Source organism: Paenibacillus sp. FSL R7-0163 (genome assembly GCF_037969975.1).
In the GTDB taxonomy this organism is placed as follows: Bacteria; Bacillota; Bacilli; order Paenibacillales; family Paenibacillaceae; genus Paenibacillus_AQ; species Paenibacillus_AQ odorifer.
In genome coordinates, this window is sequence record NZ_CP150224.1 from 5,531,039 (window position 1) to 5,555,618 (window position 24,580).

General features: G+C 45.4%; 17 protein-coding genes. 3 read left to right on the plus strand and 14 right to left on the minus strand.

From position 1 onward, the window contains the following. Positions 1–104: 104 nt before the first annotated feature. The gene (locus tag NST45_RS24275; protein WP_038568594.1) at positions 105–1,268 is read right to left on the minus strand and encodes a glucose-1-phosphate adenylyltransferase; all 1,164 of its coding nucleotides are present in this window, start codon (positions 1,266–1,268) and stop codon (positions 105–107) included. A gap of 475 nt (positions 1,269–1,743) precedes the next feature. On the opposite strand from NST45_RS24275, the gene NST45_RS24280 reads away from it, so the two are divergent. The 3 genes from NST45_RS24280 to NST45_RS24290 all read left to right on the plus strand — a co-directional run bounded on the left by NST45_RS24280 (position 1,744) and on the right by NST45_RS24290 (position 4,702). Next, positions 1,744–2,427, plus strand: coding sequence for a response regulator transcription factor (locus NST45_RS24280; protein WP_038568592.1), 684 nt, complete (start codon positions 1,744–1,746; stop codon positions 2,425–2,427). Beyond that, entirely contained in the window at positions 2,424–4,007 is a 1,584-nt protein-coding gene (locus NST45_RS24285; RefSeq protein ID WP_076101384.1) for a HAMP domain-containing sensor histidine kinase, read from the plus strand. The genes NST45_RS24280 and NST45_RS24285 overlap by 4 nt, the downstream gene beginning before the upstream one ends. Positions 4,008–4,135: 128 nt before the next feature. Next, a complete protein-coding gene (locus NST45_RS24290) occupies positions 4,136–4,702 on the plus strand; it encodes an FAD-dependent oxidoreductase (protein ID WP_036676776.1) in 567 nt (188 codons plus the stop codon). A gap of 393 nt (positions 4,703–5,095) precedes the next feature. Here the strand turns inward: NST45_RS24290 and galU are convergent, their stop codons facing one another. From galU to NST45_RS24355, 13 genes are all read right to left on the minus strand, one after another. After that, positions 5,096–6,016, minus strand: coding sequence for a UTP--glucose-1-phosphate uridylyltransferase GalU (gene galU, locus NST45_RS24295; RefSeq protein WP_218640651.1), 921 nt, complete (start codon positions 6,014–6,016; stop codon positions 5,096–5,098). A gap of 18 nt (positions 6,017–6,034) precedes the next feature. After that, positions 6,035–7,021: a glycosyltransferase family 2 protein gene (locus NST45_RS24300; protein WP_339824056.1), complete on the minus strand. Its 987-nt coding sequence runs from the start codon at positions 7,019–7,021 to the stop codon at positions 6,035–6,037. Between the two features lie 78 nt (positions 7,022–7,099). After that, the gene (locus NST45_RS24305) at positions 7,100–9,229 is read right to left on the minus strand and encodes a glycosyltransferase family 39 protein (protein WP_339824058.1); all 2,130 of its coding nucleotides are present in this window, start codon (positions 9,227–9,229) and stop codon (positions 7,100–7,102) included. Positions 9,230–9,435: 206 nt separating this feature from the next. After that, entirely contained in the window at positions 9,436–9,981 is a 546-nt protein-coding gene (locus NST45_RS24310) for a DUF1697 domain-containing protein (RefSeq protein WP_036676770.1), read from the minus strand. Between the two features lie 27 nt (positions 9,982–10,008). Continuing rightward, the gene (locus NST45_RS24315) at positions 10,009–10,827 is read right to left on the minus strand and encodes an aminoglycoside phosphotransferase family protein (protein WP_038568584.1); all 819 of its coding nucleotides are present in this window, start codon (positions 10,825–10,827) and stop codon (positions 10,009–10,011) included. Positions 10,828–10,841: 14 nt separating this feature from the next. Next, complete coding sequence (locus NST45_RS24320) at positions 10,842–11,138, minus strand: antibiotic biosynthesis monooxygenase (protein ID WP_036676767.1); 297 nt, start codon at positions 11,136–11,138, stop codon at positions 10,842–10,844. 18 nt (positions 11,139–11,156) lie between these two features. After that, complete coding sequence (locus NST45_RS24325; RefSeq protein ID WP_036676765.1) at positions 11,157–11,783, minus strand: alpha/beta hydrolase; 627 nt, start codon at positions 11,781–11,783, stop codon at positions 11,157–11,159. 23 nt (positions 11,784–11,806) lie between these two features. Next, on the minus strand, positions 11,807–12,325 hold the full coding sequence (locus tag NST45_RS24330; protein ID WP_326047091.1) for a DJ-1/PfpI family protein: 519 nt from the start codon (positions 12,323–12,325) through the stop codon (positions 11,807–11,809). Positions 12,326–12,550: 225 nt separating this feature from the next. Further along, positions 12,551–13,663 (minus strand): endospore germination permease, encoded by a 1,113-nt coding sequence (locus tag NST45_RS24335; protein ID WP_036676761.1) that lies wholly within the window; start codon positions 13,661–13,663, stop codon positions 12,551–12,553. A 26-nt stretch (positions 13,664–13,689) separates the two neighbouring features. Next, complete coding sequence (locus tag NST45_RS24340; protein WP_339824060.1) at positions 13,690–13,878, minus strand: hypothetical protein; 189 nt, start codon at positions 13,876–13,878, stop codon at positions 13,690–13,692. Between the two features lie 24 nt (positions 13,879–13,902). After that, positions 13,903–15,060, minus strand: coding sequence for a Ger(x)C family spore germination protein (locus NST45_RS24345; RefSeq protein ID WP_036676759.1), 1,158 nt, complete (start codon positions 15,058–15,060; stop codon positions 13,903–13,905). Then, positions 15,057–16,607 carry a spore germination protein gene (locus NST45_RS24350; RefSeq protein WP_217904439.1) on the minus strand — a complete coding sequence of 517 codons (1,551 nt, stop codon included), beginning with the start codon at positions 16,605–16,607 and terminating at the stop codon, positions 15,057–15,059. Before NST45_RS24350 ends, NST45_RS24345 begins: the two co-directional genes overlap by 4 nt. A gap of 1,591 nt (positions 16,608–18,198) precedes the next feature. Beyond that, on the minus strand, positions 18,199–24,579 hold the full coding sequence (locus NST45_RS24355; protein WP_339824062.1) for an S-layer homology domain-containing protein: 6,381 nt from the start codon (positions 24,577–24,579) through the stop codon (positions 18,199–18,201). Position 24,580: the final 1 nt, after the last annotated feature.

The following is a 24,580-nucleotide window of genomic DNA, read 5'->3' on the forward strand; positions in this document are numbered from 1 at the left end:
TATAATTTATAAGAAAGTATAAGTTTCACTATATACTTTATCCTTATAAATCTCGCATAAACGCTTACCGTCCCTAGAAGGACGCCGAAGGCGTTTTAGCTTGATTATATGGTTTTGGCCACAGCTGATTTACGTTTCTTGCTTTTATTGTCGATCAGCAGAATTTCGTTCTCGTTCTCCCGCTCGATGCCTATTTCCATATAATCGTCGATTACCGTATTCTCACTAATAATCGCTTTATGAATGCGTACGTTCTTACCAATCTTAACCTTAGGCATAATTACGGAGTCCGTAATCACACTGCCTTCACCTACTTCTACGCCATAAAAAAGAACCGAGTGCTTCACTTCACCATGCACAATGCAGCCTTCATTAATAATGCATCCTGACACTTTCGCCCCAGGTGCGACATATTGGGCGGGTTGATTCGGATTGCGTGTAAATATGCGCCAGCTGGGATCATTTAGATTAAGCGGTGGATTATCGCTCAGTAAATCCATATTCGCTTCCCACAGGCTTGCTACCGTACCAACGTCTCTCCAATACCCTTCAAAAGGGTACGCAAATAAAGAGTTCCCGTCTTCCAGCATCAAAGGAATGATATCTTTACCAAAATCGTGAGATGATCCTATATTCTCTCCGTCCTCCAGTAAATGCTTGCGGAGAATTTCCCATTTAAAGATGTACACCCCCATAGAAGCTAGCGTGCTTTTTGGCTGTGCAGGCTTTTCCTCAAATTCGTAAATTTTCAGATCGTCCTCCGTATTTAAGATTCCAAATCGACTTGCTTCCTCCAGCGGAACGTCAATCACAGAAATCGTGCAATCTGCGTTTCTCTCCTTGTGGTATTGCAGCATAGCATGATAATCCATTTTATAAATGTGATCACCGGATAGAATAAGGACATGCTCGGGGTCGAACTGATCTACAAATTTAAGATTTCGATAAATCGCATCGGCTGTTCCCCGATACCAGCTGCTTCCATTCTCACGTTCATGCGGTGGCAATACGAATACTCCACCATTCTTACGGTTCAAATCCCAATCACTGCCTACTCCGATGTAAGAATGTAGTATAAGTGGCTCATACTGTGTCAATACACCGACAGTATCAATACCCGAATTGGAGCAGTTACTTAAAGGAAAGTCGATAATCCGATAAGTGCCCCCAAAATAGACAGCGGGCTTGGCAAGCGATTTGGTTAAACCTTTCAATCTTTTGCCTTGGCCTCCAGCCAATAGCATGGCTACCATTTCTTTTTTCTTCATGGAAAAGCCTCCCTTGACTTATGGGTAATATAAAGTTCAGCAAACCTAGGATGAATGAACAGAATTCCAGAAAGAAGTGAATTAGAAAAGAAATACACCAGAAAGAAATGAGCCTTGATAGGAAGATGACAAAGTTGAAAAAACGAGGAAGGAAATTTTACACGTTCGGATGATCTAACCTAAAATAGGGAGAGCATTCTCCAAAATCAGGAGCCTGAATCAGGAGATTATCCTTATTGTAAAGTGTTCTATATTCTTCGTCAAAACCCTTTATCGCAATTCCGAAAATCCGGAATTTTTAACCCTGTTTGTCATTAAACACGTTAATATTCCTTATAACTAGATTAACCAATTTAAAGCCATGTGAAAGAAATTCGCTCATTTATTCTAGAAAAAGTATCCTCCGGTCTTCAGCAAACATTCAACCGGATATGGCATAATGAAGCTATCTATCACCGATTTGGAGGAACCTATGATGAAAGCAGTACAAGGAGTTCGACTTCTGCTCGTAGATGATGAGCCTCATATATTACAGTTCCTGGAGCTGGGTCTCCTTAATGAAGGTTTTGAAGTAAGAACCGCGTCGGACGGGCTAAGCGCCATTTCAATTGCAGCTGAATTCAAGCCCCATGTAGCTATCCTGGATGTTATGATGCCGGGTATGGATGGATTCGAGGTATGTCACTATCTGCGCTCGGAAGAGACAGAGGTAGCTGTCATCATGCTTACTGCTAAAGACGAAGTGGATGATCGCGTAAAGGGACTTTCTATTGGTGCTGACGACTATATGGTCAAGCCCTTCAGCTTTGATGAATTACTAGCGCGGATCCAAGCGCGGCTGCGGAATCAGTTTCCGGGGCTGCTAGGCGAGGTCCGCTGCGGTCCTTTCCGAATTGACAGCCGGCGAAAGGAAATTCGCTTCAGGGAAGAAGTACTTGAGCTCTCCCCTACGGAATACGAGTTATTGCAGTATCTCGTTATCAATCACGGCCTTGTACTCAGCAAGCCTATGATTCTTGATAAAGTGTGGGGCTATGATTTTGGCGGTGAGGAAAATATCGTTGAGGTCTATATCCGTTCGCTTCGTGAGAAGCTCGGAGATAAGGAGCACCGTATTATCCGTACCCTGCGGGGCGCAGGCTACCGGGTGGATCTATGAGCACTCCCATCTTCAGATGGCTTCGCAGACTACCTGCACCACGTTCCCTGCGTAAACAGCTGCTTGCCACATCGCTGCTCATTCTATCAGGATTGCTGCTGCTAATTGGAGTCTTACAATATATCCTTATGCGAGATTTTATATACAGCAATAGAGCGGAGTCTATGGAAGCGCAAATACGTTCTGTCCCCCGTGAGATGTTTTTCAACTTTTTTAATTCCTATGACGAGGACACCACAGGTATAAATGACACGAACAACGAGTTTAACAGCAATTTCCCGATGGAAAGAGAAGACATGAATAAAATGCCAAGTGGGCTGCGAACTGGCGAGAACCGGCGTCCGCTTCTGCTTGATGCCCATACAACTCTCGCCATGTACAGCTCGGATGGCACCTTCAGGGATTTACAGCAATTGACCCTCTCAGATATAGCAGCACCCAGGCTGACCAATGAGCAATACGATGCGCTGCTGATTCACACCACAGATAGGGCAACAGGAAATTACAAGCTCATCCAAGCTGAAGACGGCACTGAACATCTAGCCATATTCATGAATCTTTATAGGCCTGGAAATACTAGATTGCTGCTGCAAATGAGTGTGAGCACGGGGCCATTAACGGATGTGATTATGCAGCAGCTGCTGATCTACGCAGGTTTGTCAGTGATTGCTTTATTGACTGGATTATTCCTATACTTGCCGGCCCTGCGAAAGACGTTAGTTCCTCTTTCTAATATGGGAGAATCGGCTGAGATCATTAATGCCGGTAATTTGGACATTCGGTTTCCAGTTGACCAAGGACAGGCCGAGATCGACAAGCTTGCTCATTCATTCAATGGTATGCTCGAACGTCTCGAAATATCCTTTCATAATGAACGGGAGGCCAAGGAGCAGATGCGCAGGTTCGCTGCCGATGCTTCCCACGAACTTAGAACTCCGCTTACCTCAATACACGGTTTTCTTGAGGTCTTGCTGCGGGGCGCCGCTGATAATAAAGAACAGTTATATAACTCGTTGCGAAGCATGCATGGTGAATCGAAACGGATCAATAAGCTGGTCGAGGATCTGCTACTGCTCGCTCGAATGGACGGAGCTCCACAGCTGCAGATGACTAATCTGATTCTCAGCGAGGTGATTCGCGAAATGAAGCCGCATCTGCTTTTGCTCGCGGATCAACGTAAAGTTACATTTGATATCTCCTATGGCATCCGTGGTAAATATGATCCCTATAAGCTGAAGCAGGTGATTCTGAATCTGTTCCACAATGCAGTTCAGCATACCGATACCGCGGCAGGGAGCATTCATCTTTCTTTACAAGCGGAAGGAAATCAAGCTCTATTAAGCGTGCGGGATAATGGCTACGGAATTCCCGGAGAGCATCTCCCACATATCTTTGATCGATTCTACCGCAGTGACTCCTCTCGCACACGTAAATACGGCGGATCAGGTTTGGGTCTCTCCATTACAAAATCTATTGTCGAGGCGCATCACGGCAAGATTAGTGTAAATAGCACCGTCGGCGAGGGGACAACATTTACGGTCAGCCTGCCTTGTGAGGAAGGATTAGCCAAGGAACAGTAACAACCGTTATAATTAAGAGGAACTGGAGCATCGCTCCACAAAACTTAAGCGTATGCTTTCGTTGCCAGTTTTGCTATGTAGTCCATTCTAAGGAGCATCGCTCCACAAAACTTTTAGGAGGTAAATACATGTACGAAATCGCCGTAATTGGCGCCGGTCCTGCCGGTGCAAGCGCAGCCCTGTTCGCCGCCAAGGCGGGCAAAAAAACGCTGCTGATCGACAACGATAAGGGCATGACCCGCAGAGGTTGGTTTGAGAACTTTTATGGAATTTCCGAAGTAGGTGGTCCTGAGCTGGTCGAAACTGGGCATAAGCAAGCCGTTAAATTTGGCGCTGAGCTGGTTTCCGAGCAGGCTATCAACCTCACCTCCAGCGGCAACGGTTTTGTCATTGAAACTGAAGATGGAATTATCTATGAAGCAAAACATGTTATTCTTGCCACAGGCGCCCTTACAGATCTAGCTGCCAAAGCTGGCGTAGAGACTAAGGATGGTACAGAGCCAAGAATCAAAACTGTAGTAGCCGTTGATGCTGAAGGCAAAACGAATATCGCAGGTATTTGGGCTGCTGGTACTGTTGCTGGAGTAAGTGTACATGCCATTATTACCGCAGGCGATGGTGCGAAGGTAGCTATTAATGTAATTAGCGAGTTAAATGGCGCGCGTTACGTTGATCATGATGTGTTGAAAGCTTAATCTTCAGTACTCAAATCATAATCCGGAGGATGATTCTTAGGAATCGGTCTTCCGGATTTTTTCGTCACCAAGGAGAACCAAGTTACGAGATTGAAAAATAACTGCACTTGATGCAGCTATTTCAAACAATAACACCCACACGGCTGTTTTAAGTGTATTTTATGCAACTAAAAACAGGCTAAATGAGCATTATAGCTAAGATGTGAAGATATAGATGTATCAAGTGCAACTAAATCGATTTGCAGCTGTCCCCCCATACTTTTAATTGTATAAAGTACACCTATTTGCTCGTCCCTCACCTGCCCGTTGAACACCACACGCAAAAAAACTGCTTCAAAACCTCATGCCACCGCCGAAGCCGATGTTATGATCATTTGAAACAGTTCCTCTCCCTCAACTGTGTATACTCCGATGCAAGGAGTCCACTTCTTCTTCTCTTCCCTTAAGACTAGCAGCCAGCTCCTGCAAATACGGAACCAATAATGGGCGCAAATCCTCCCGCATCAAACCTACCTCCAGCGTGGCCTTAATGTAACCGAATTTATCACCAATATCATAACGCTTGCCGATTAAATCGAGCGCCAGCAATCCTTCATGCCGGCATACCTCGTGCAAAGCATCCGTCAGTTGATATTCACCGCCTGCTCCACGTTCGAGGTTAGCCAGCACTGTGAATATCGAAGGCTCCAAAATATATCGCCCCATAATGGCATACTCTGAAGGAGCTGTTTCAGGCGAGGGCTTCTCTACCAATCCTTTTACTTCATGAACTCCATTTAGTGAGCCGCTGGAGGAGATAATCCCATATTTGTTAACCTCCTGCCGTGGCACCTGCTGCACACCGACGATGGTCTGCTCCTCTTGCTCATACAATCTCATCATCTGCAGCAGCGCCGGGTCCTCCGAGACCATGATATCGTCACCAAGCAGAACAGCAAAAGGTTCATCACCGATAAATTGTTCCGCACAAAGGATGGCATGGCCTAGTCCCAGCGGCTCCTTTTGCCTAATGTAATGGATGCTCGCTAGCTCACTAATTAGCTGGACTTCACGAAGTAGATCCTCTTTCCCTTTTTCCAGAAGCGTCTGCTCCAGCTCCACCGATTTATCAAAATGATCTTCAATCGACTTCTTATTACGGCCGGTCACGATGATAATACTTTCAATACCAGACCGAACGGCTTCCTCTACGATATATTGAATCGCTGGTTTATCCACAATGGGCAGCATTTCTTTTGGCTGAGCCTTAGTTGCAGGCAGGAAACGAGTGCCTAAGCCCGCGGCGGGAATGACAGCTTTTCTAATCTTCATCAGGAATCCCTCCCTTGCAGTTTATTTACGGAGATGGGTCACAGGGTGCTCACGAACATTCTTTTGCTGCCCCTTACCTTCATAGAACTCTTGGACAATATAAAGCGGACGTCCCTTAGTTTCATCATAAATCCGGCCGATATACTCACCTAGTATTCCTAGCATAATGAGTACGAAGCCATTAAAGGTCAGCGTAATTCCAATCATCGAAGCCCAGCCCTTAACGACTGAGTCTGTAAAAATTACCAGGTACAATACATACATAAGATACAGAAAACCAGAAGCCGACAGCAGTGCGCCCAAATATCCTGCCAGCTTCAGCGGCTTATAAGAAAAGGAGGTGATTCCGTCCAAAGAGAGCTTGATCATACGTTTTAGTGGATATTTTGTTTCCCCCGCCAGACGTTCATCCCGTTCATATTCAATCACCTTCTGACGGAAACCAACCCAGCTGACCAGTCCGCGTACGAAACGGTTTTTCTCCGGTAGACGTTTGAGCTCTTCGCAAACCCTACGATCTATGAGCCGAAAATCACCTGTATCCACAGGGATAGAAATATCGGTTGAATAACGCAGAATTCTATAAAACAGGCTGGCCGTCCACTTTTTGAATAAGGATTCACCGTTTCGCTTCACCCGTTTAGCATATACAACTTCATACCCCTTCTTCCATTCTGCAATCATGTCCAAGATCAATTCAGGCGGGTCTTGCAAATCAGCATCAATAATGACAACTGCATCCCCAAGGGCATAGTCCATTCCGGCAGTAATAGCGATCTGATGTCCAAAGTTACGTGACAAATCGATCAGCTTCACACTCTCATCCCAATAGCTATATTCCTCGATCATCTGGGCACAGTTGTCTGTGCTGCCGTCATTCACGAAGATCAGCTCATATACTTCCTCCGTCATTGCCATCACTTTTTTAATACGGCGATACGTTTCCTGAATGACTGCCTCTTCATTAAACATCGGTATAATAATGGAATAGCGCACGTTGATACTCATGAGCAGCTCCTCCTTTAATTTGAATGCTGAAGCGTGCCTGCAAATGTATTAGCACGCTTTGTATCCTAAAACACTGAACTAGTTAACTGTAACTTTGTATAACGTTCCGCTGTTGCCAGCGTCGTTTCCTGCCCAATCCGCTGCTGGAACCTCTGTGCCATTGTCGGTAATCCAGGTAGATAGCGTAGAATTCCCTCCACGTCCACCACCCATACCGCCGCTGCTCAGCAGGAAGTATTTCACCTTGCCACTCTCTACTAACGCCTTTAGGGTATCTGTGGTATACACTGTGTCTGAGTTGGAAAATCCGTTCAGAATAACAACCGATGCCCCCTTATCGACGATATAAGGAGCTGCTGTGCCATAATCCAATACGGCAAACAGATAAGGCTCCCCAGTATTATTTTCCTCCAGATAGGACAGCAGACTCTCATTCGCACTTGTGGCGCTATTACGCCCAAAGTTGCTAGAATTACCGCCCATTCCTCCTCTACCCTCACTGCTGCCTGGTCCTGCTTCAGGGGTTTGACTGTTCAGGCCATAAGTAATAGGGGTAGCTGCCCAGTAGAGCGGGCCAATTAACAATACTAGTACAGCGACAATACTTGCCGAGAAAACAAATGGCTTCTGCTTGCCTTTAAGAACGACCAGCACTAAAGAAACAACTATACCGGCAGCCAGAATGCCAATCGACCAGCCCCTGCCAATCGTATCGTCATAAGGATGAAAAATGTACCATTGAAAAACTGCTGTAACCAGCGTCGCAACTGGCAATAGCCATGACAGCCAACCAGAGTGCTCGCGATACAGACTCCAGAGCTTTGACCAGCCTGCACCGACCAGCGCGGCTATCGGCGGAGCCATCATCACCAGATAATATTGATGGAAGAATCCCGCAATACTGAAGAATCCCATCACCGGGACCAGCCATGCTAACCAGAATAGAGCTTCTTTATGCCCTTGCGTAAAGTTCCTTCTCCGCAGATTAGCGAATAATCCAATACAACCAAACAATACAAAAGGCAGCATCCAGCTTGCCTGACCTGACAGCTCTGATTGGAACAGGCGCAGTGGACCTGCGGTTCCAGTATTGAACATTCCACCTCCGCCGCCATTCATGCCGCTGCGTTGTCCTTGGCCCCCACCTTCACCACCAAATTGCCGGTTTTGATTATCTGTTCCACCGCCGGGTGGTTGCCCTGGTGAACCTCCATCATCGGCGCCATTTTGACCGTCTGAGGTTGAATTTATGCCTTGCCGACCCGAAAATGCTCCACGTCCGCTATCCGTACCATTTTCAGCATCTGCCCCGTTCATAGCGGGTCTTTCACCGTTCATAGCTGGCATCTCGCCATTCATGTTCGGCATCTCACCACCATTCATTGAAGGCATTCCACCTCCGCCACCACCTGTCCCCCGATCACCCGTCAACCGCGCGACACCATTATAACCAAAGGCAAGATTGAGCACGGAGTTAGTACCGCTGCTGCCGATATAAGGTCGTTTACTAGCGGGAATCGAATCCACTATCACTGCCCAGGATAACGAGACCACGAGTAATATAGCTGTCGAGGCCGCTAATACTCCAGTTTTTCGCTTCCAGTTCACTTTCGCAGCCAAGACATAAAAGAGATAAAAAGCCGGCAAAACCATATAAGCCTGCAGCATCTTCTCATTAAACCCAACACCGATTAAAGCGAATGCGGCAAGGAGACTGCCCAGCTTATTACTCTTCGTTCCTTTAAATAAAAACCAAACCGCCAACAGTAACGTGAATACTAACAAAGCATCAATGTTATTCGTCCGGCTAACAGCCGCCGCTACTGGAGTTGTTGCCATGGCCAGCGCTGCTAAACGTGCTGCCGCTTTACCAAAGGTAGGTTTAACCAGAAGGTATACGAGCAACACGGAGCCCACGCCCCCAAGCGCCTGAGGCAAAATTACACTCCAGCCATGAAGCCCGAAGATGAGCGCGCTAAGAGTCTGAATCCAAAAGGTGACCGGTGGTTTATCCACCGTGACTGAACCTGCAGAGTCGAGTGAAGCGAAGAAGAAATTATGAAAGTTTTGCAGCATACTTCCCACGGCAGTGGTGTAGTATGTATTCACATAGTGGTCATTCCAAACTCCATAACCGTACAAAAAAGCAGCGAGTATTAAAATGAGCCACAGTATAAGATCCGAGCTTATTTTTCTAGCAAAACTCATCTCCATTTCACTCCTATCCCTTGATCATTCTATATGCCGGCAGTTCTGTAACTCCGGCCCAAGCTTTCCGTAGGTGTATTATTTCATCCATACCTTAACTCTCAATGAGTGCGAGCTGAATGTTTGCTGAATAAATGAGGCTGCCAGAACGCAAAAAAGACCCCACAATGTGGAGCCTTTCGGTACTCTTTTCAATCCAAACTATGTTATTCCATCTTGCCTATAGCAACAAGCTTATTCACCGTGTTCCAGTTGCGTGCGGTAATGGGCATCCCGAGTATTTTGTCAAAAGGGACTTTAAAAAGCGGCGATTGGCTCACACTGACCTCATATAATATATACATCTCTCTGCCGACAAAACGCACCTTATCCGGTCCATTCTCATAAGTGCGCAGTTTATCCAATGCTTCCGCTGAAGGCTCGGCTGGTAAAAAAGTAACATACCATCTTTTGAATTCCTCTGGCTCGGAGAGCTGAAAGGGATCGTTAGCGATCACGTTCTCCATCTCTGCTAAAGTACGGATAATAACAGAGACCTCGAATCCAAAAACCTCATGAATCTGACGTTCAATGACTCCGCTAAGCAGGCTCACCGAACCTTCATCACTCTCAAATACGACATTTCCGCTCTGAATATACGTTCGTACATTTGCAAATCCAAGAGCTTGAAACATCGCCTTCAGGTCCAGCATTTTAATAATTTTGTTCCCGCCGACGTTAATTCCACGCAGCAGCGCTATATAGGTAGTCATAGAATACGCCTCCGTTTTGTGCCATGATCAGCTTACCTCTGCGGCTAAGGTGTGTAGACGTTTACGAACTTCTTTTACCAGCAGCTCCTTCTCTGGAGGCGAAAGCCCCTCCACCAGACGCGCGGCCGCGATCGGCAAAATCCAGCGGTCTACGTCCTCATAAGTGTGTCCTGATAATCTGAGATACTCTTGAATGTATCCCTTAGTTAATCTTTTTCTTATAAAACCTAACATTAATTTGGAGAAGGCAGAAGCTCCCGGAGGCATAGCTCCCAAACTGAACATCACTACGGAACGCGCAGCATCTCCAGCAGGTTCTCCCACTACACCCGTCATCCAGTCGATCACCCAGAGCTGTTCATCCATAAGCACATTGTCGGGATGAAAATCCCCATGACATAAACGAGTGCCTTCCGGCAGCTTCTCCAGATACTTCAAAATGACGGATTTTTCCTCTTCGCTCAGCATAGGGGCAACCATGATCTGACTTTTCAGCATATCCTTTTGCTGGCCGATTTCCTCTGTAGTTTCAAGCTTATGCAAATCACAATGAAGCCCCGCCATCAGCCTGGCATATTGGGTAACTTTCCAAGGCTTCTCACCCATCACCTTTAGTAAAGAGGGACCCTGAATTTGTTGAAAAACGATACCTTGTCGATTCTGTTCAGTAATAAGCTCAAAAGGCTGAGGGGTCCGAACACCCCGCGCATGTACAAACCGGCTGATTTTATATTCCCGGCTGACGTGTTGCTCTGCTATATCCTCCCGGTACAATTTAAGAATCCTCTGATCGTCATGCTGCCAGATCTCCGCTGTTCTGCCTTCCCCAACAAGCTTCGCCTTCATTCGGTATCCTCCATTTAGTCCAGATTAATGCGGGTAAAATGCTCAACTACCGGAAATGGGTCGTAGTAATGGTGAAGGAGTGCTTTCCATTCCTGATATTGGCTGGATTCTCTAAAACCAACAGTGTGGTCTTCAAGCGTTCTCCACTTCACCAGCAACAGATACTTATGATCATCCTCCAAGCAATGTTGTAATTCATGGCCCATATAACCCTCTATCGAGGAGATTAAACTTGACGCCTCCTTGAAGCTTTGCTCAAATTCAGTAGTCAAACCAGGCTTTACTTGCAGCATCGCAGCTTCCAAAATCACAATCATCATCTCCTAAAGTTATGTATTTAAAGCATCACGGAAAAACTCATGATAGAAATTAATGATGACCAACAGTATAGCTAGTGACTCATTGACACTGCCTACCTCCAGCGAATGATTAGCATCATCGATTCTATACACCTTCAAATGATTCAGCCCACTAATTTCACCGGAATGTTCTTGACCAAATAAGGGGTCACTGCCGCCATAGATTACAGTACCACGACTCCGCTGAATCAGCGGCACCGCCTCAGGCAACGGGGTGATATATAGATGAGACGTCTTCTTCTGTATTTCTAGCTCTTCAGCTATTCTACCTGCAATAACAGCGCCCATGCTTTTACTTATAAAAAGAAATCTCTTATAATCCGGAAGAGAAGCGATCACAGCTTTACATTCCTCAATGATAATACTCATTTCTTCACGTTTGAAATCCACCCTTGCACTCTGGTAACCATATTCTAAAAGCAGAACATCACAATTATGCTCCCGGGCAGCTTTAGCCGCATAATCTAGCAGAGAGCGATCAGCTGAATAATTTTTACCCGGAAAAATAACAGCCAGCGCTTTGGACCCTTGGGTGATATATTTATGTTTAACCTCTCTACCCCAATAAGAGGACATAATGATATTGCTAACGTTCATACATGTTTCCCCTCTTCTACTCCTTAGACGGATTTAAAATGTTTAAAGAAATCTATCGTTTCTTGCAAATCTGCCTCATCTTTATAGATACTCATTATTCGCCCAATTTCAAGCGCAAAGTCTACATATCCATTCGGTTTAGCGGTAATGATTGTTCCATCGACAAAGACGTTAGATACCCCAGATTCATTGTCCACATAAACCTTACCATCCAGTACTCCGGCAGCCTTAAGAATGGATACCCCACCGCAAATGCCCGCGATGACTTTTCCTGCTCGATTTAGGCTTCTGATTAAATCTAATAGAGCCTCCTGCCCTATTAAATTATCTGTTTCCCCACCAGGGATAATCAATAAATCTATGGTGCTAACGTCCACATTTTCAACCAATACTAATGGATTCACAGAAAAACCCTCGCAGGAGATTAACGCCTTATCTTCCAAGCTTAAGGTATAGACCTCGCCCTTTGTTTTCATAAAATAAGCTGCCAATGTAACCTCAAACTGCACAAAGCTATCATATATAAGAATATATGTATTCAATGATAGATCAGCTCCCCTGTTCTCAATAAAAAAGTAAACTCTATCTATGTATCTATCATTATAGCATCATCGCCTTCTCCTGAAACTTACGGACTCAGAGGACGCTATTTGCACATTTCCCGCGGCTTTAAAAGCGTAAATGTGATCAAATAAAACGAAATAAAAAAAGACACGGGCAACCAGCCACTTTAAGGCTTACGAGACACCTGTATCCTCCTATTAGAGCTATTGCTGCGACTGCGGCGCTAGCTGTTTATTTTTACGCCGGCTCACAACAATTTCAGCGCAAATCCATAACATCAGTGGAATAATCACCTGAAAAGGAAAGGCGTATATTTTATAAATATGGTAAGAAAAATAGTACATTTCCATAATATCCTTGTACACAAAATCCGCAAAATAGATCATGAGTAGTCCCATCTGAAGCACAACAGAGCGGTAACTCTTGAGCTTGAGTACTTTTGCTATCCCACTACTCGCTACATACAGACATAAACTTGTCTTGATAAAAGTAGTGATTACAAAAGCAACTGCCGATGAACCTTCAATTCGGGTCAGAAAATCACCTACATTAATACGGCCAGCAGACACATAAGCGGGAAAATATAAACTGGATAGAACTTCAGGACCCAGCATCAACAGGTTACGCAAAGTAGCCATAATGATAATCACCCCTGAAATTACTAGACTACCAAATAATATCTTCCGTATTGAGCTCTTGTCCGATAAATTACTGAATGCTCCCAGAAATATTACAATCTCCGCAAATGGAAAAGAAAAAGTACCCAGAGTGTCGCTTAATAAAGGCTGCCAGCCTTTGTCCAACAGAGGAAGTAAATGATGATATTCCAGTCTGGAAAAGGCGAGTGTTATCAGTACTAAATTAACAAATACAGCAAACAGCAACAGGAGCTTAGCGCTTCTCCCCATCACTTCAATCCCCGCCTTAACCACCCAAACACACAATAGTCCCAGACATATCATAGGTGCTAACATAGGGGTATCCGTTAAGGTAATTGTGCGACTGAATTCTCCAAAGTTTCTAATAATTAGTGCCCCCAAATGAAAGGAATACCATATATAGAGAGTGGAGATGATTCGACCCAGGATTCCGCCAAACACGGTAATCAACATATCAAATAGATCCTTACCCGGTAATAGGACGTGGAGTCTGGCATATATCAGCAAAAGTGGGGCAACCAGCACCATAGCTAACAATACGGCGATCCAGTTACTGTTACCGGATTGTCCCGGTACGCCCATAAATATTGAAGTCCCCATAATAAATAAGACAGCAATACTAATAGCATGCCCTGTTGATATGATCTCTTTATTCATACTCTATTCTCCCTTTAGGCTAATACCTAGAATAGCTTCTTGATCCAATACACAAGGAATGGTGACAGACTAGGAATCGACCATCTCATTGCCAATGCAAAGGCAATACAGAATGAAATTAGACATAATGCAGAAGAAACATAAAAATCCCGCTTCATCCCCTGCTTCCACAGACCATAAGGATCGATTAAAACAATTACTACATAGATAAACATGACCACCACAACCAATATTATCACCTATTTTTGATGAATCTTGATAGACCTTGTCGTTTGTGCACTGTTCTCAATAATCACCTTGGAATTCACTACTACTTCTACGTTGGAAAATTCTTTCACCCAGTTTTTCTCGATTTTCTCCCAGGTCCGCGGCATTTTCTCATGAAGGAGCTCTCCAAACCCAAAAATATCTGCATGGTAATCCTTCTGAACCTTATGAATAACTGAGAAAATCTGCTCTTCTAGTTCTTTTTCAGCCCACCTTTCTATCGTCTTCTTGCTGTCCAGACTATTGAATTCGCCCGAAGATTTGACCTCGTCCAATCCGGCATGTGTCAGTGTATTAAGTTTTATTTGGAGCTTACCATTTACCCATACAGGTTTTATTTTTGTGCGATTGGATAAAATCTCGAGCGAAAAGTTAGGCTCTCCACTTTCATCCTTTACGATTAACACACCTCCCTGGATTTGATTGTTGGCAAACAGCATGTATTTCGTTTCTTCGCCACTGATCATACCGATCATTTTATCCATTTTGAATATAGCTGTTCCGCTAACTCGTGCATTCTTCATCTTATTTTGTTCATGGACATAAATTAACGGAGCGATAGCATATTCTCCAGAAGCCTCAAGCTTGTCAATGAAGTCCCAGATTTCCACAACAGGCGCTGTGCTGACATTCTTCTCAGTTCTCATCTGCTGTGCAAGTGCGTAAGACATAATACTCTCAGTTGAACTACTTAGGCTTATGATTTCTTGAGCCGGTTTGTCTTTAGCGACAAAGATATACACATCTGATCGGGTTTCCGTATCCCTGTTGTACCAATCAATTACTTTGGTGACTCCCTCCCTTGCAATCTCCTCACTGAGGATAATCGCCTTAGAATGGCTCCAAAATAACTTTTTTCCAGTAATCGAGATCATCCCCCGCACAATATCAAACATGGTCTCGCCCGCGAGCGTAATCATTTTGAAGCCAGCCTGACTTGATTTCAACCCTTCCTTCGTATCTACAATTTCTGTCGTTACCAATAACTGACCGTCTTTTTTCCCCTTATCAATTGCGACCCCAGCAACAATCGACATATCGTCAATTTCAAAGTAGTTCCAGCAGCCTGTATTGCAGATCAGAAGCATCATGGATATAACAATCAGAAGTATCCTTTTCAGCTTGCTCATGGTCTTCTCCTTACTTTATTGGAACCTTTTCTCCTCATATTTCGTGCCCCAATCAACGCCGGACGCAGATACATATGCCACCACGGCGCCCTGATCGCTGTATCTTTAATGTCCTGAGGACGGATAGAGCCTACTTCAAGCATGTATGGAACCCCAAAGCTGCGCAAACTCATCAAATGTACTACTAAACCAAGCATTCCAAGAAAATATCCGTATATCCCCAGGAAAAAACTCGCACCCAGCAGCAATGTTCTTACGATAATTAAAGGACCGGTCAACCTAGGATTAAGTAGCGTCATGATCCCTGTTAAACCGACTACAATAATCATTGGAGCACTCACTATTCTGGCCTCCACTGCCGCTTGTCCTAACACGAGAGCGCCTACGATACTGATAGCCTGCCCTATATAGGTAGGTATCCGCTCGCCCGCCTCTCTTAATATTTCAAAAATAGTTAACATGAATAGCGCCTCTACTATTGTAGGAAAAGGGACTGCTACTCTTGCTGTAGAAATACTGAGCAACAACATGGTGGGGATCATTTCCTGGCTATAGGTAACTAAAGCTACATAAAGAGCAGGAATACTGATCGACAAAAAAGCTCCAAAAACTCTTAACATTCGATTGAACGAACCAAAATAAAAGTTAATGTAATAATCCGAGCTGGCTTGAAAATTCTCTACAAATAGATAGGGAACGGTCATTGCAAACGGGCTGCCTTCTATAAGCACGGCAACTCTGCCCTCCATCATGTTACTGACTACGGCATCCGGGCGCTCTGTACTTCCTGTCATCTCAAAGGGCGAATAGGGTTCGTCTCTAATTAATTCCGCCAGAGATGCCGTGTCCAGAATAAGATCTATGTCAATCTGTTCAATTCGATTCTGTAATTCTTTGAGAATAGCCGGTGATGCCAAGCTCTCCATATAACAGATACATATCGGTGTTTTGGAACGTGTTCCCAGTGAACTAAAAACAAACTTTAACTCGGAGTCTTGCACCCTGCGCCGAATAAGGGTGAGATTCACTAACAGTGATTCCGTAAATCCTTCCCTTGGACCTTTGACACTTTTTTCGGTCACCGGTTCCGCAAGAGCTTTCGTCTCCCAACCCTGTGCCCCAATGTTCAGAACACCCGCAAAGCCGTCCATCAGCAGTAAGGTCTTGCCAGCTATAATCGAATAAATCATTTCATCAAAATCTTCAGAGGCGACCACATCACTAATGCTAATGACCTGCGTCCGGATGTTCTCCATCAGCTCGGCTTTATTGTCACAATTCTTTTTGGTAAAATCAAAAGCCATAACAGGCTTAATAATCCCTTCCTGGATCAAATGCTTGTCAACCATTCCGTCAACATAGACTAAACCAAAGCGAAGACTATCAGTAAACATGTTGCTAAACACTCTGATTCTAAGCGTTTCATCGTCCTTGAATATGTTTCGAAACAAAGTCATCATTTCATCCAGTGACGTACTCAGAGTCTGCTCAGATTTCGTGTTTTTTTGAGACGTATTGCTGTTTCCACCTGCTGGCCGTTCCTCCACAGTAGTCACTCCTGTCAGAATTAGGTTTCCTAGAAATTATCCCCCGTCTCTCCAAATCCTATCCGCCAAAATTATACTGAAAAGGGATCAACAAGAAAGAAACGAGACTACTCCATACGCCGGGTTCGGCAGGTAAGTAACCCAATCAGCCCTTGGGGTCATGCCAATAGTGACTCACCGGGTACATCTTCAGGCGCTTCGGCTCAGGCACGTAACACCGAGTACATCCTCAGACGCTTATGGACTCAGGCACGATAACACCGCATATATCCTCAGACGCTTTCGGCTCAGGCACGTAACACCGCATACATCCTCAGACGCTTATGGACTCAGGCACGATAACACCAAATACATCCTCAGGCGCTTACGGACTCAGGAGGCGTTATTTGCTCATTTATCGCCTTTTTGGCATAGTTTCGGACTCCAGTGCAGCTATCTCATCAAAAGTGGCTCAAACCGGGCGTTTTTCATGCCAATAGCGACTCTGAGGACCGATAGCACGCCAAAAGTCCATAAATGCAACGTTTAGGGGCTACTGGGTCCGTTACCGCCGAATCACACTCATCCCTTGGGGTTTACGGACCTCGCACAATAACACCAAATACATCCTCAGGCGCTTACGGATCTAGGACGATAACACCGAATACATCCACAGGCACTTAAGGACTCAGGAGGCGTTATTTGCTCAATTATTGCCTTTTGCGAACAGTTTCGGACTCCAGTGCAGCTATCTCATCAAAAGTGGCTCAAACCGGGCGTTTTTCATGCCAATAGTGACTATGGGGTCCGATAGTACGCCAAAAGTCGATAAATGCAACGTTTAGGGGCTACTGGGTCCGTTACCGCCGAATCACACTCATCCCTTGGGGTTTACGGACCTCGCACAATAACACCCAACACATCATCAGGCGCTTACGGACTTAGCCGCGATAACACCACTTGCATCCTCAGGCACTTACGGACTCAGGAGGCGTTATTTGCTCATTTATCTCCTTTTTGGCACATTTTCGGACTCCAGTGCAGCTATTTTATCAAAAGAGGCTCATATTGGGCGGTTTTCATGCCAATAGCTACTATGGAGTCCGATAGCAAGCCAAAAGTCGATAAATGCTGTGTTTAGCGGCTACTGGGTCCGTTAGCGATCTCTTGCGTTCAAATGACATACCATGAAGCAAAGTTTGTTTTAAGAGCATGGGAGATACGAGCATGTGATTAGGTGTTTTTGAGTTGTCAGCTCTGAGATAGCAACTTCGATCTAGACGTTTGAGGCTGGCATCTCTATGCTAGCAACTTTGAGTTAGGCCTTAGGGGTTGCCAGCTTGTTCTAGGCGTTTGGCACTGGCATCTCTGAGCCAGCAACTTTGAGTTAGGCCTTAGGGGTTGCCAGCTTGTTCTATGCGTTTGGCACTGGCATCTCTGAGCCAGCAACTTTGAGTTAGGCGTTTGGGGCTGGCACCTTTGAGCTAGCAGCTTTGAACTAATAAAGCTGGCGTTCGGGACATACGGTCAGCAGCAAAAAAACACAGGTACCCCACCAGTCATTGGCATGACTAGGACACCTGTGTTTTTTATATCTTGTATTGCTGCACGATTATTGAAGCTGCTCAAACAGGCGGAAGATCACTGTCGCTGCTTGCGCTCTTGTAGCCTTGCCGTTTGGCCCAAATTGGTTGGATGTCATACCGTTAATAATTCCACTAATACGCATCGCTTCTACAGCTTTGGCTGCATCCGCAGACAACTGGTTCACATCAGAGAATGCTTCACCAGAAGCATTTGTTCCGTCAGTCAATGGGATATTAATCGTCTGAGCCAAACGATAAATCATGACTGCCATTTCCTGACGAGTAATCTCCTCGCTTGCACCAAAGTTGCCATCCGCTTTGCCTTTAACAATGCCGAGCTTTTGAGCGCTCGCAATCGGACTGGCATACAATGCCCCATCCTTAACGTCTGTAAATGTGCTTAGAGCCGTCTCATCTAGTAAATCAAAAGCGTTCAGCAATATTTTGATGAATTCTGCACGGGTCACATTTCCACTTGGATTAAAGTGTTCAGCATCCATCCCTTCGATTGCACCTCGTGCTGCGAGTGCTTCAATGCTGTTTACCGCCCAATTAGCTGTAGCGATATCTTTGAATGAAACATTCGAATGAACCACTACATAACTGCCAAGCTGCGGCAAAGTTAACTCAAGCATCTGTGTTCCTGTATTAAATCTTCCGTTCTTAACAATCTCTAGTTGCTGATTACTGTTCAAGTAATAAACCACTACTTTATGAGCTTTCTCACCAGACTTCAGCGTATAAGGGAGTGCCAGCTTGATCCCCGATGTCTTCAGAACATCACTCGGAATAACCACACCGTCTACGCTAAGACTGATGTCTTTAATTGTACCAGCATTCAACTGACTGCTTACCGACAGTGGCAATCCGGATACATCTCCAGTGCCCACAATAAGCTTAAGTTTGCCGTTCTTAGCATCTGTGTAAGTCTTCAAGAAACTTTCCGGCAGCATTATGCTTGCTGTTCCTGTATCAATCTTGAGGGATTTAACATTTCCCGCTGCTGCCAGTGACTGCAGTGGCAGCTCAATTACAATTTGTTTCGCGTTTCCGGCAGGATTCACGACAATGGACAGAATACCATCCTTTGCATCCTTTCCTGCCTTTTCAACATCTGCGGCAGTGAGTTCAGCCAATGCTTTTCCATCTGCTCCGATGACCGTCTGGACCACGATTTTACCACTGCTTACAGCAGGGGTTGCTGTCGCAGACGCGCTAGGCGACGGTTTGGCCGTGGCTACCGGCACATAAGTACCCGGTGCCTCTGTTGGTTTTGGTGTTGACGTTGGCGTTGGTGTCGCTGTCGGTACAGGTGTTGATGTTGGCGTAGGTGTTGGCGTAGCTTCTGAAAGCAACTTCAGGCCCGCAACCGCCGCATTAAGCTGACTTAATGCCTCATCTATGTCAGCCTGAGTGGCAGTTCCACTCTCCAGCAACATCACTGCACGTGCTACCTCTTTCTCAAGAATATTCCAGCTCTCCTCTACATAAAGGCTCTTATCCAGAGTCTCTATTGCTCTAAGCTTCTCCTCCAAGGGTGCCGTTATGAGAGGTGGATTTACAGAAACTAATGTTAAGGTATACGTTCTGGTCGTTGTTTTATCCAGTGCCGTCACAATGACCTTGTAACCCGTTTGGATTTCTCCCGCAATAGTAATGCTATCGGGTTCGTACACAGCGAAGGTAACCCCTACCGGAACAGTAAGTCCTTCCTTCAGCTCATCAAGCGTAGTCGTATCCGGTAAAATAATTTCTTTGGCTACCTGATCAATAGATCCGCCCGGAATTGTGATTCCGCTGATCGTTGCATCATGAGCTTCGACAGGCTGTAAGGCTTCAAAGGCATTTTTCAAATTGGAATATGCCACATTAATATCACCATCGGTAGCACCGTCATTTGCATAAGTGGCTTTAGCAGCCTCTAGTGCAATGCGTAATGCCTCCCATTGCTCAGGCGTTCCGGTATAATTCTCTTCATTTACCGAAGGATCTTCCGCTGTATCAATGGCTGCTTTAAGTTTAGATTTATCGTACCTCACACTGATGCGGCAGCTGGCAGCAATATCAGTGCCCGCCACTTTACCAAATATAGTGAAGTCTGTAGCAATGGTGAGTTTGTTAAGGGGAATTTCCTCCCATACCACACTTGCCAAGCCTGTCGTTTTATCGGCGTAAGTTACCGTAACCTTAGCTGGAAGCGTAGGCACGACGTTAACTGTCGTACTCACCGCAATCTGTTCAATGCCCGCAATCGCGCCGTGGTCGCCGGGAGCAGGAACTTCTCCTTCTGGCTTAGACGAAATTGCCCGCCATTCCTTAACGCCTGTCCAAATACTAGTGGACTGCTTATTAAGAATCAAACGGAGTTTATCCGTCTTCACCTCGTCAAAGGTTACCTCGTTAAATGTATTTCTTGCTTTGCCTTTCTCGCTCAAGCCCGTTACCGGTACATATTTTCCAGCATCCTTATTCCAATATTCGAAGTTGTAATCTCCCGGTACCTGCACACCGCCTTCATCATCATAGAAGTACACGGAGCTGCCTGACAAAGTCACTGGCTCCTTCCAGGTCAGTTGCAGCCAGTGGCTTTCACCGGGACCGCCCCAGTTCCCATACTGAGTTTCTGCTTCGCTATTGTAAATACTTGCTGAAGTATAAGGGATATACCCATCATTAATGCCATACACAGACTCCCATGCCGAAGTGTAAGAGGCACTAGGGGTAGCCAAAAGGGCAGCATTTCTGTATCTAAGGTTGTCCATCGCCATCCGCATTTGATCCGTTGCCACTTTGATCTCTTCCAGTGTATATTCTCCCTGAGCCAGTAAGGCCTTGGCAGCAGTCAGCGCAGCTTGCAGCTCTTGCCATGTTGCCGCAGTAAAATCGTCCTTATTCCGGACAAGTCTGCCGGAATCCCGATCCGCAAACTTCGCGATCATCTCGGTCAGTTCCGCAGTAGCCACAAATACGGTGACTGGAACCTTCACGACAGTTTCCAGTTCTCCATCGCTGACAGTCAGGCGGTATTCGTATTCACCAGTCGTCTTAAAGGTAGCTTGCAGCATGGCTTTATCAAGCCCTGTCTCCTCTACTTCTCCTTCACCTGAAATCTTCTCCCAGGTATAAGTCAGCTTGCCACTTGGTAACCCATCATCAACGATCTGCGGCATAATCGTCAGAGGAACATTTTGCTCAACCTTCAATGGTGTTTCTAGATAAACCTTTGGTGCCTGATTGGCAGCCGCCTTAACCTCCAGATTATTGTTGTAGATCTGAATCTCCTTGATGGCGGTCGCAAGTTCCAGCGGATGCGTCACATGAATGCGAATCGCTGCAGTGTTAACCTTTTGGAACTCCACATTGTTATAGTTGGAAGCAATATATTCCGGATAGCGGAATTGTCCCTCCACTGGTTTCCAGCTTCCATCAGCATCCTGATATTCAACACCAAATGTCTGTGGTGTACCATAACCATTCAGAAGCCGGTCATTATAGAAATAGACTTTTACATTGTCCACAGCCTGGACTCCATCAAATTTGAACGTAACCGTATCGACAGAATTCGGCGAACTACCGAATAAAGCTGTGTTTGACGTATGATTAATTGATGCGATTGTCGAATTGTCCGCCAGGTTGCGGATATTCGAACCGCTCTTGATATAAGTCGATTCAACAGTAGTGCCTGAAGCAACAGCCAGATTCGTACCGTTATTAACAATATCAACGCCTGCTTTATTAAACATATCGACAGTCTTCTCATTGCTGGCTAAGGATGTTTGATCTGCCGCAGCAAGCGTCGTAGCACTGCCTTTTTCATATAACACCTGTGTCTTCGAGTTGTCGCCAACGGCCCCAGTTACATCCCCTGAAGGTTTTTCCACCTTGCCAGTAGCTGTATCATAAATCAGATGGGACATTTCGTTAGTTGTCATTACGAGTTCGTCATTAATGAAGAGCGAATAACCTACTGGAATACCTTGATAATGAGGATTGTCACTATACTTAGCAGGATCCTGCCATACGATAGATAAGTTAGCATCATGGTAACGCACGTTATCTACAGCAAAATAGTCATAATCGACATTAATCGGCCATAGCTCGATCTTGTCATCTGTCCGTGGCTGAATACCCGCCATATCTTCAACCACAGTGTAATTCATCATGCCAAGCGTATCGTGGTGAATCCATGCCCGTACCATATCTCCACTAGGGTTAGGAGGATTGTCTTTTGTCCATGGTGTGCCGAAGAAGTAATCCTCCAGCCAGAAAAATTCATTAGAGTCCAGGTGGTCCGTATTGCCCGGTTCCACTGTATGCAACCAAGCGCCCCAATCAAACAGTGTTTTGTAAACGTCACTGTTGATATTATCTATAGGATAATAGCGCAGAGAGGCACGAACGGTATTAATATAGTTGCCGAAGTTACACCATGCGAACTGGTCTGTACCGAAGGCATCCGTCTTGCCACTCTTGAAATCTTCTACCCGCTTCATAATGCTGTTCTGATCCGCTGTAAAGAAAGGAAAGATCGGATAATAATTCGGATCTGCGTAATCAGACAACTGAGATAAATATTTCGCCTCATATCCTTCTTCACCTTCAGTTGGTACTACACCAAAGTTAAAGACAAACATGTTATTATCCCGCCAAGGGTTGAATACATCGGTACCGCCCACAACTTTTTTATGCAAAAAGCTGCCTGTACCATTCGTATCTGCCACACCGTCACCATCAAAGTCAGCCTTGTCGTACCACATCTCATTCAGAATTGAATTCTTAATATTCTGCGCCACAGTGTTCATTTTAGCTGCACCCGCAGTATCTCCAAGCTGCTCGTACATCTTCGCTGTTGCCACTGCATTGGCGTAGGTAGTAGAAGAACCATCCAGGCGGGCATAGTTACCACTGCCATTCCAGTGCATGGATACGGTATCTCCGTCATTACCTGTAATCGGACCATGGTTATAATAAACAAGATTTGGATTAGTGCCTTTAAAATGTTCAAGTGTGCCGGTAACATCAGTCGCAGAAAAATCAGCAAACTTCTTCAATATTTCCTGACCACCACCGTAAATCTTGTAAGCGTCCCAGCCTACTTGCGACGTGTTCTGCATCATATCCCAGGTCCAGATGTTAGGACGTCCGGGATTATTTTTATAATTCTTATTCTCGGAATATTCCCCTTGAGCCAGCCAGGTTCCATACAAGTAGGAAGGATCACGCAGCCATTTCAGATCCTGCATCGCCCAAGGTACACTGACCGTAATCCCGTTGTTGTAGCCGAGAACGCCCTCCATGTTCATTGGGAACTGCCAGTCATTGCCCGGAATGTTGGCATCCAGCAAATTAAAGCGGTTACACCACCAACGATAATAAAGTACCTTCTTCACATTCTCATCGGGAACATCGATATATGGAATGTTCTCTGCCCACCACTCGTTGTACTCCCGCACCTGTGCAGAGAAGGCTGTGTCATTGCTGTCAGCAGCCTTAAAGCTCTCATAATGCAGCTTTGAGCCCGGTATTTCATCCGCGAGCCAACCCATAACTACCTTTTGGTCAACGGAGCCACCGGCGGGCACTGTAATCTCTCTAACCAGTTCATTTCCGGAAGGACTCATGCCGTTTCCGCTCAGATGAACATCCACGTAAGACATCGCTTCAACTACCTTTTGCCCGGCTTTGCCTATCATTAGCGGAGCAGCCACTCTGTAACCCACCAGCTCATCACCCTCAGCCGCAGAGACGAAAGGTGATTTAACCTTCATCGTCAACGTTATATCACTGGCCGTAGGATTCTTCAACTGAAGCAGCGTTACAGCACTGTTATAGCTGGAAATAAATTTCCGCTGGTTAATCTCCAGGCCTCCGCTTGTGTAGGTCTGATTCTCATGACTCGGGTAGTTCTTCCGCACATTTTTCTGTTCCGCCAAGTCTCCTGTAGAAAGGGTGATGTTATACATCGTGTCCTTGTTCAAAGTATCCGCGTAATGCACCGTTCCCACAAAACCCAGCTTGGTATTATCCTGAGTCTTCATGTACAAAGCGCTTCCCCGGCTGAACAAAGTATTGGCGCTAACTTCATCGTTGACATCATCCGGAATGACACCTTCGTTAACAAGCAAGGCATCAAGCCAAGGCAAATCGGAATTATCTTTTGCAAAAGCCTCAAAATCAAAAGCTTCAATCGCCTGCATCATTTCTCCGACGGTGACATCGCTGAAATTAACGCCTTCCTTAACAATAGAATTATCCTTCCACTTCGCCTGCCCGTAATCGGTGCCTACGCCTTCATGATAGAAATCAGTCGTGTAGTTAGCCGATACGGGAACAATCCCTGCATTTAATACAACAGCCGCACATAATGCCGCTACAGAAGCTCTTCTGGGCCATTTATGACTTGTCATT

Bases quoted from the DNA above. Each gene is read 5' to 3' on its own strand.
- NST45_RS24325 (WP_036676765.1), bottom strand. From the start codon at position 11,783: ATGAACGTTAGCAATATCATTATGTCCTCTTATTGGGGTAGAGAGGTT.
- NST45_RS24300 (WP_339824056.1), bottom strand. From the start codon at position 7,021: ATGAGTATCAACGTGCGCTATTCCATTATTATACCGATGTTTAATGAA.
- NST45_RS24315 (WP_038568584.1), bottom strand. From the start codon at position 10,827: ATGAAGGCGAAGCTTGTTGGGGAAGGCAGAACAGCGGAGATCTGGCAG.
- NST45_RS24340 (WP_339824060.1), bottom strand. From the start codon at position 13,878: ATGTTTATCTATGTAGTAATTGTTTTAATCGATCCTTATGGTCTGTGG.
- NST45_RS24290 (WP_036676776.1), top strand. From the start codon at position 4,136: ATGTACGAAATCGCCGTAATTGGCGCCGGTCCTGCCGGTGCAAGCGCA.
- NST45_RS24285 (WP_076101384.1), top strand. From the start codon at position 2,424: ATGAGCACTCCCATCTTCAGATGGCTTCGCAGACTACCTGCACCACGT.
- NST45_RS24355 (WP_339824062.1), bottom strand. From the start codon at position 24,579: ATGACAAGTCATAAATGGCCCAGAAGAGCTTCTGTAGCGGCATTATGT.
- NST45_RS24335 (WP_036676761.1), bottom strand. From the start codon at position 13,663: ATGAATAAAGAGATCATATCAACAGGGCATGCTATTAGTATTGCTGTC.
- NST45_RS24280 (WP_038568592.1), top strand. From the start codon at position 1,744: ATGAAAGCAGTACAAGGAGTTCGACTTCTGCTCGTAGATGATGAGCCT.
- NST45_RS24345 (WP_036676759.1), bottom strand. From the start codon at position 15,060: ATGAGCAAGCTGAAAAGGATACTTCTGATTGTTATATCCATGATGCTT.
- NST45_RS24305 (WP_339824058.1), bottom strand. From the start codon at position 9,229: ATGAGTTTTGCTAGAAAAATAAGCTCGGATCTTATACTGTGGCTCATT.
- NST45_RS24275 (WP_038568594.1), bottom strand. From the start codon at position 1,268: ATGAAGAAAAAAGAAATGGTAGCCATGCTATTGGCTGGAGGCCAAGGC.
- NST45_RS24310 (WP_036676770.1), bottom strand. From the start codon at position 9,981: ATGACTACCTATATAGCGCTGCTGCGTGGAATTAACGTCGGCGGGAAC.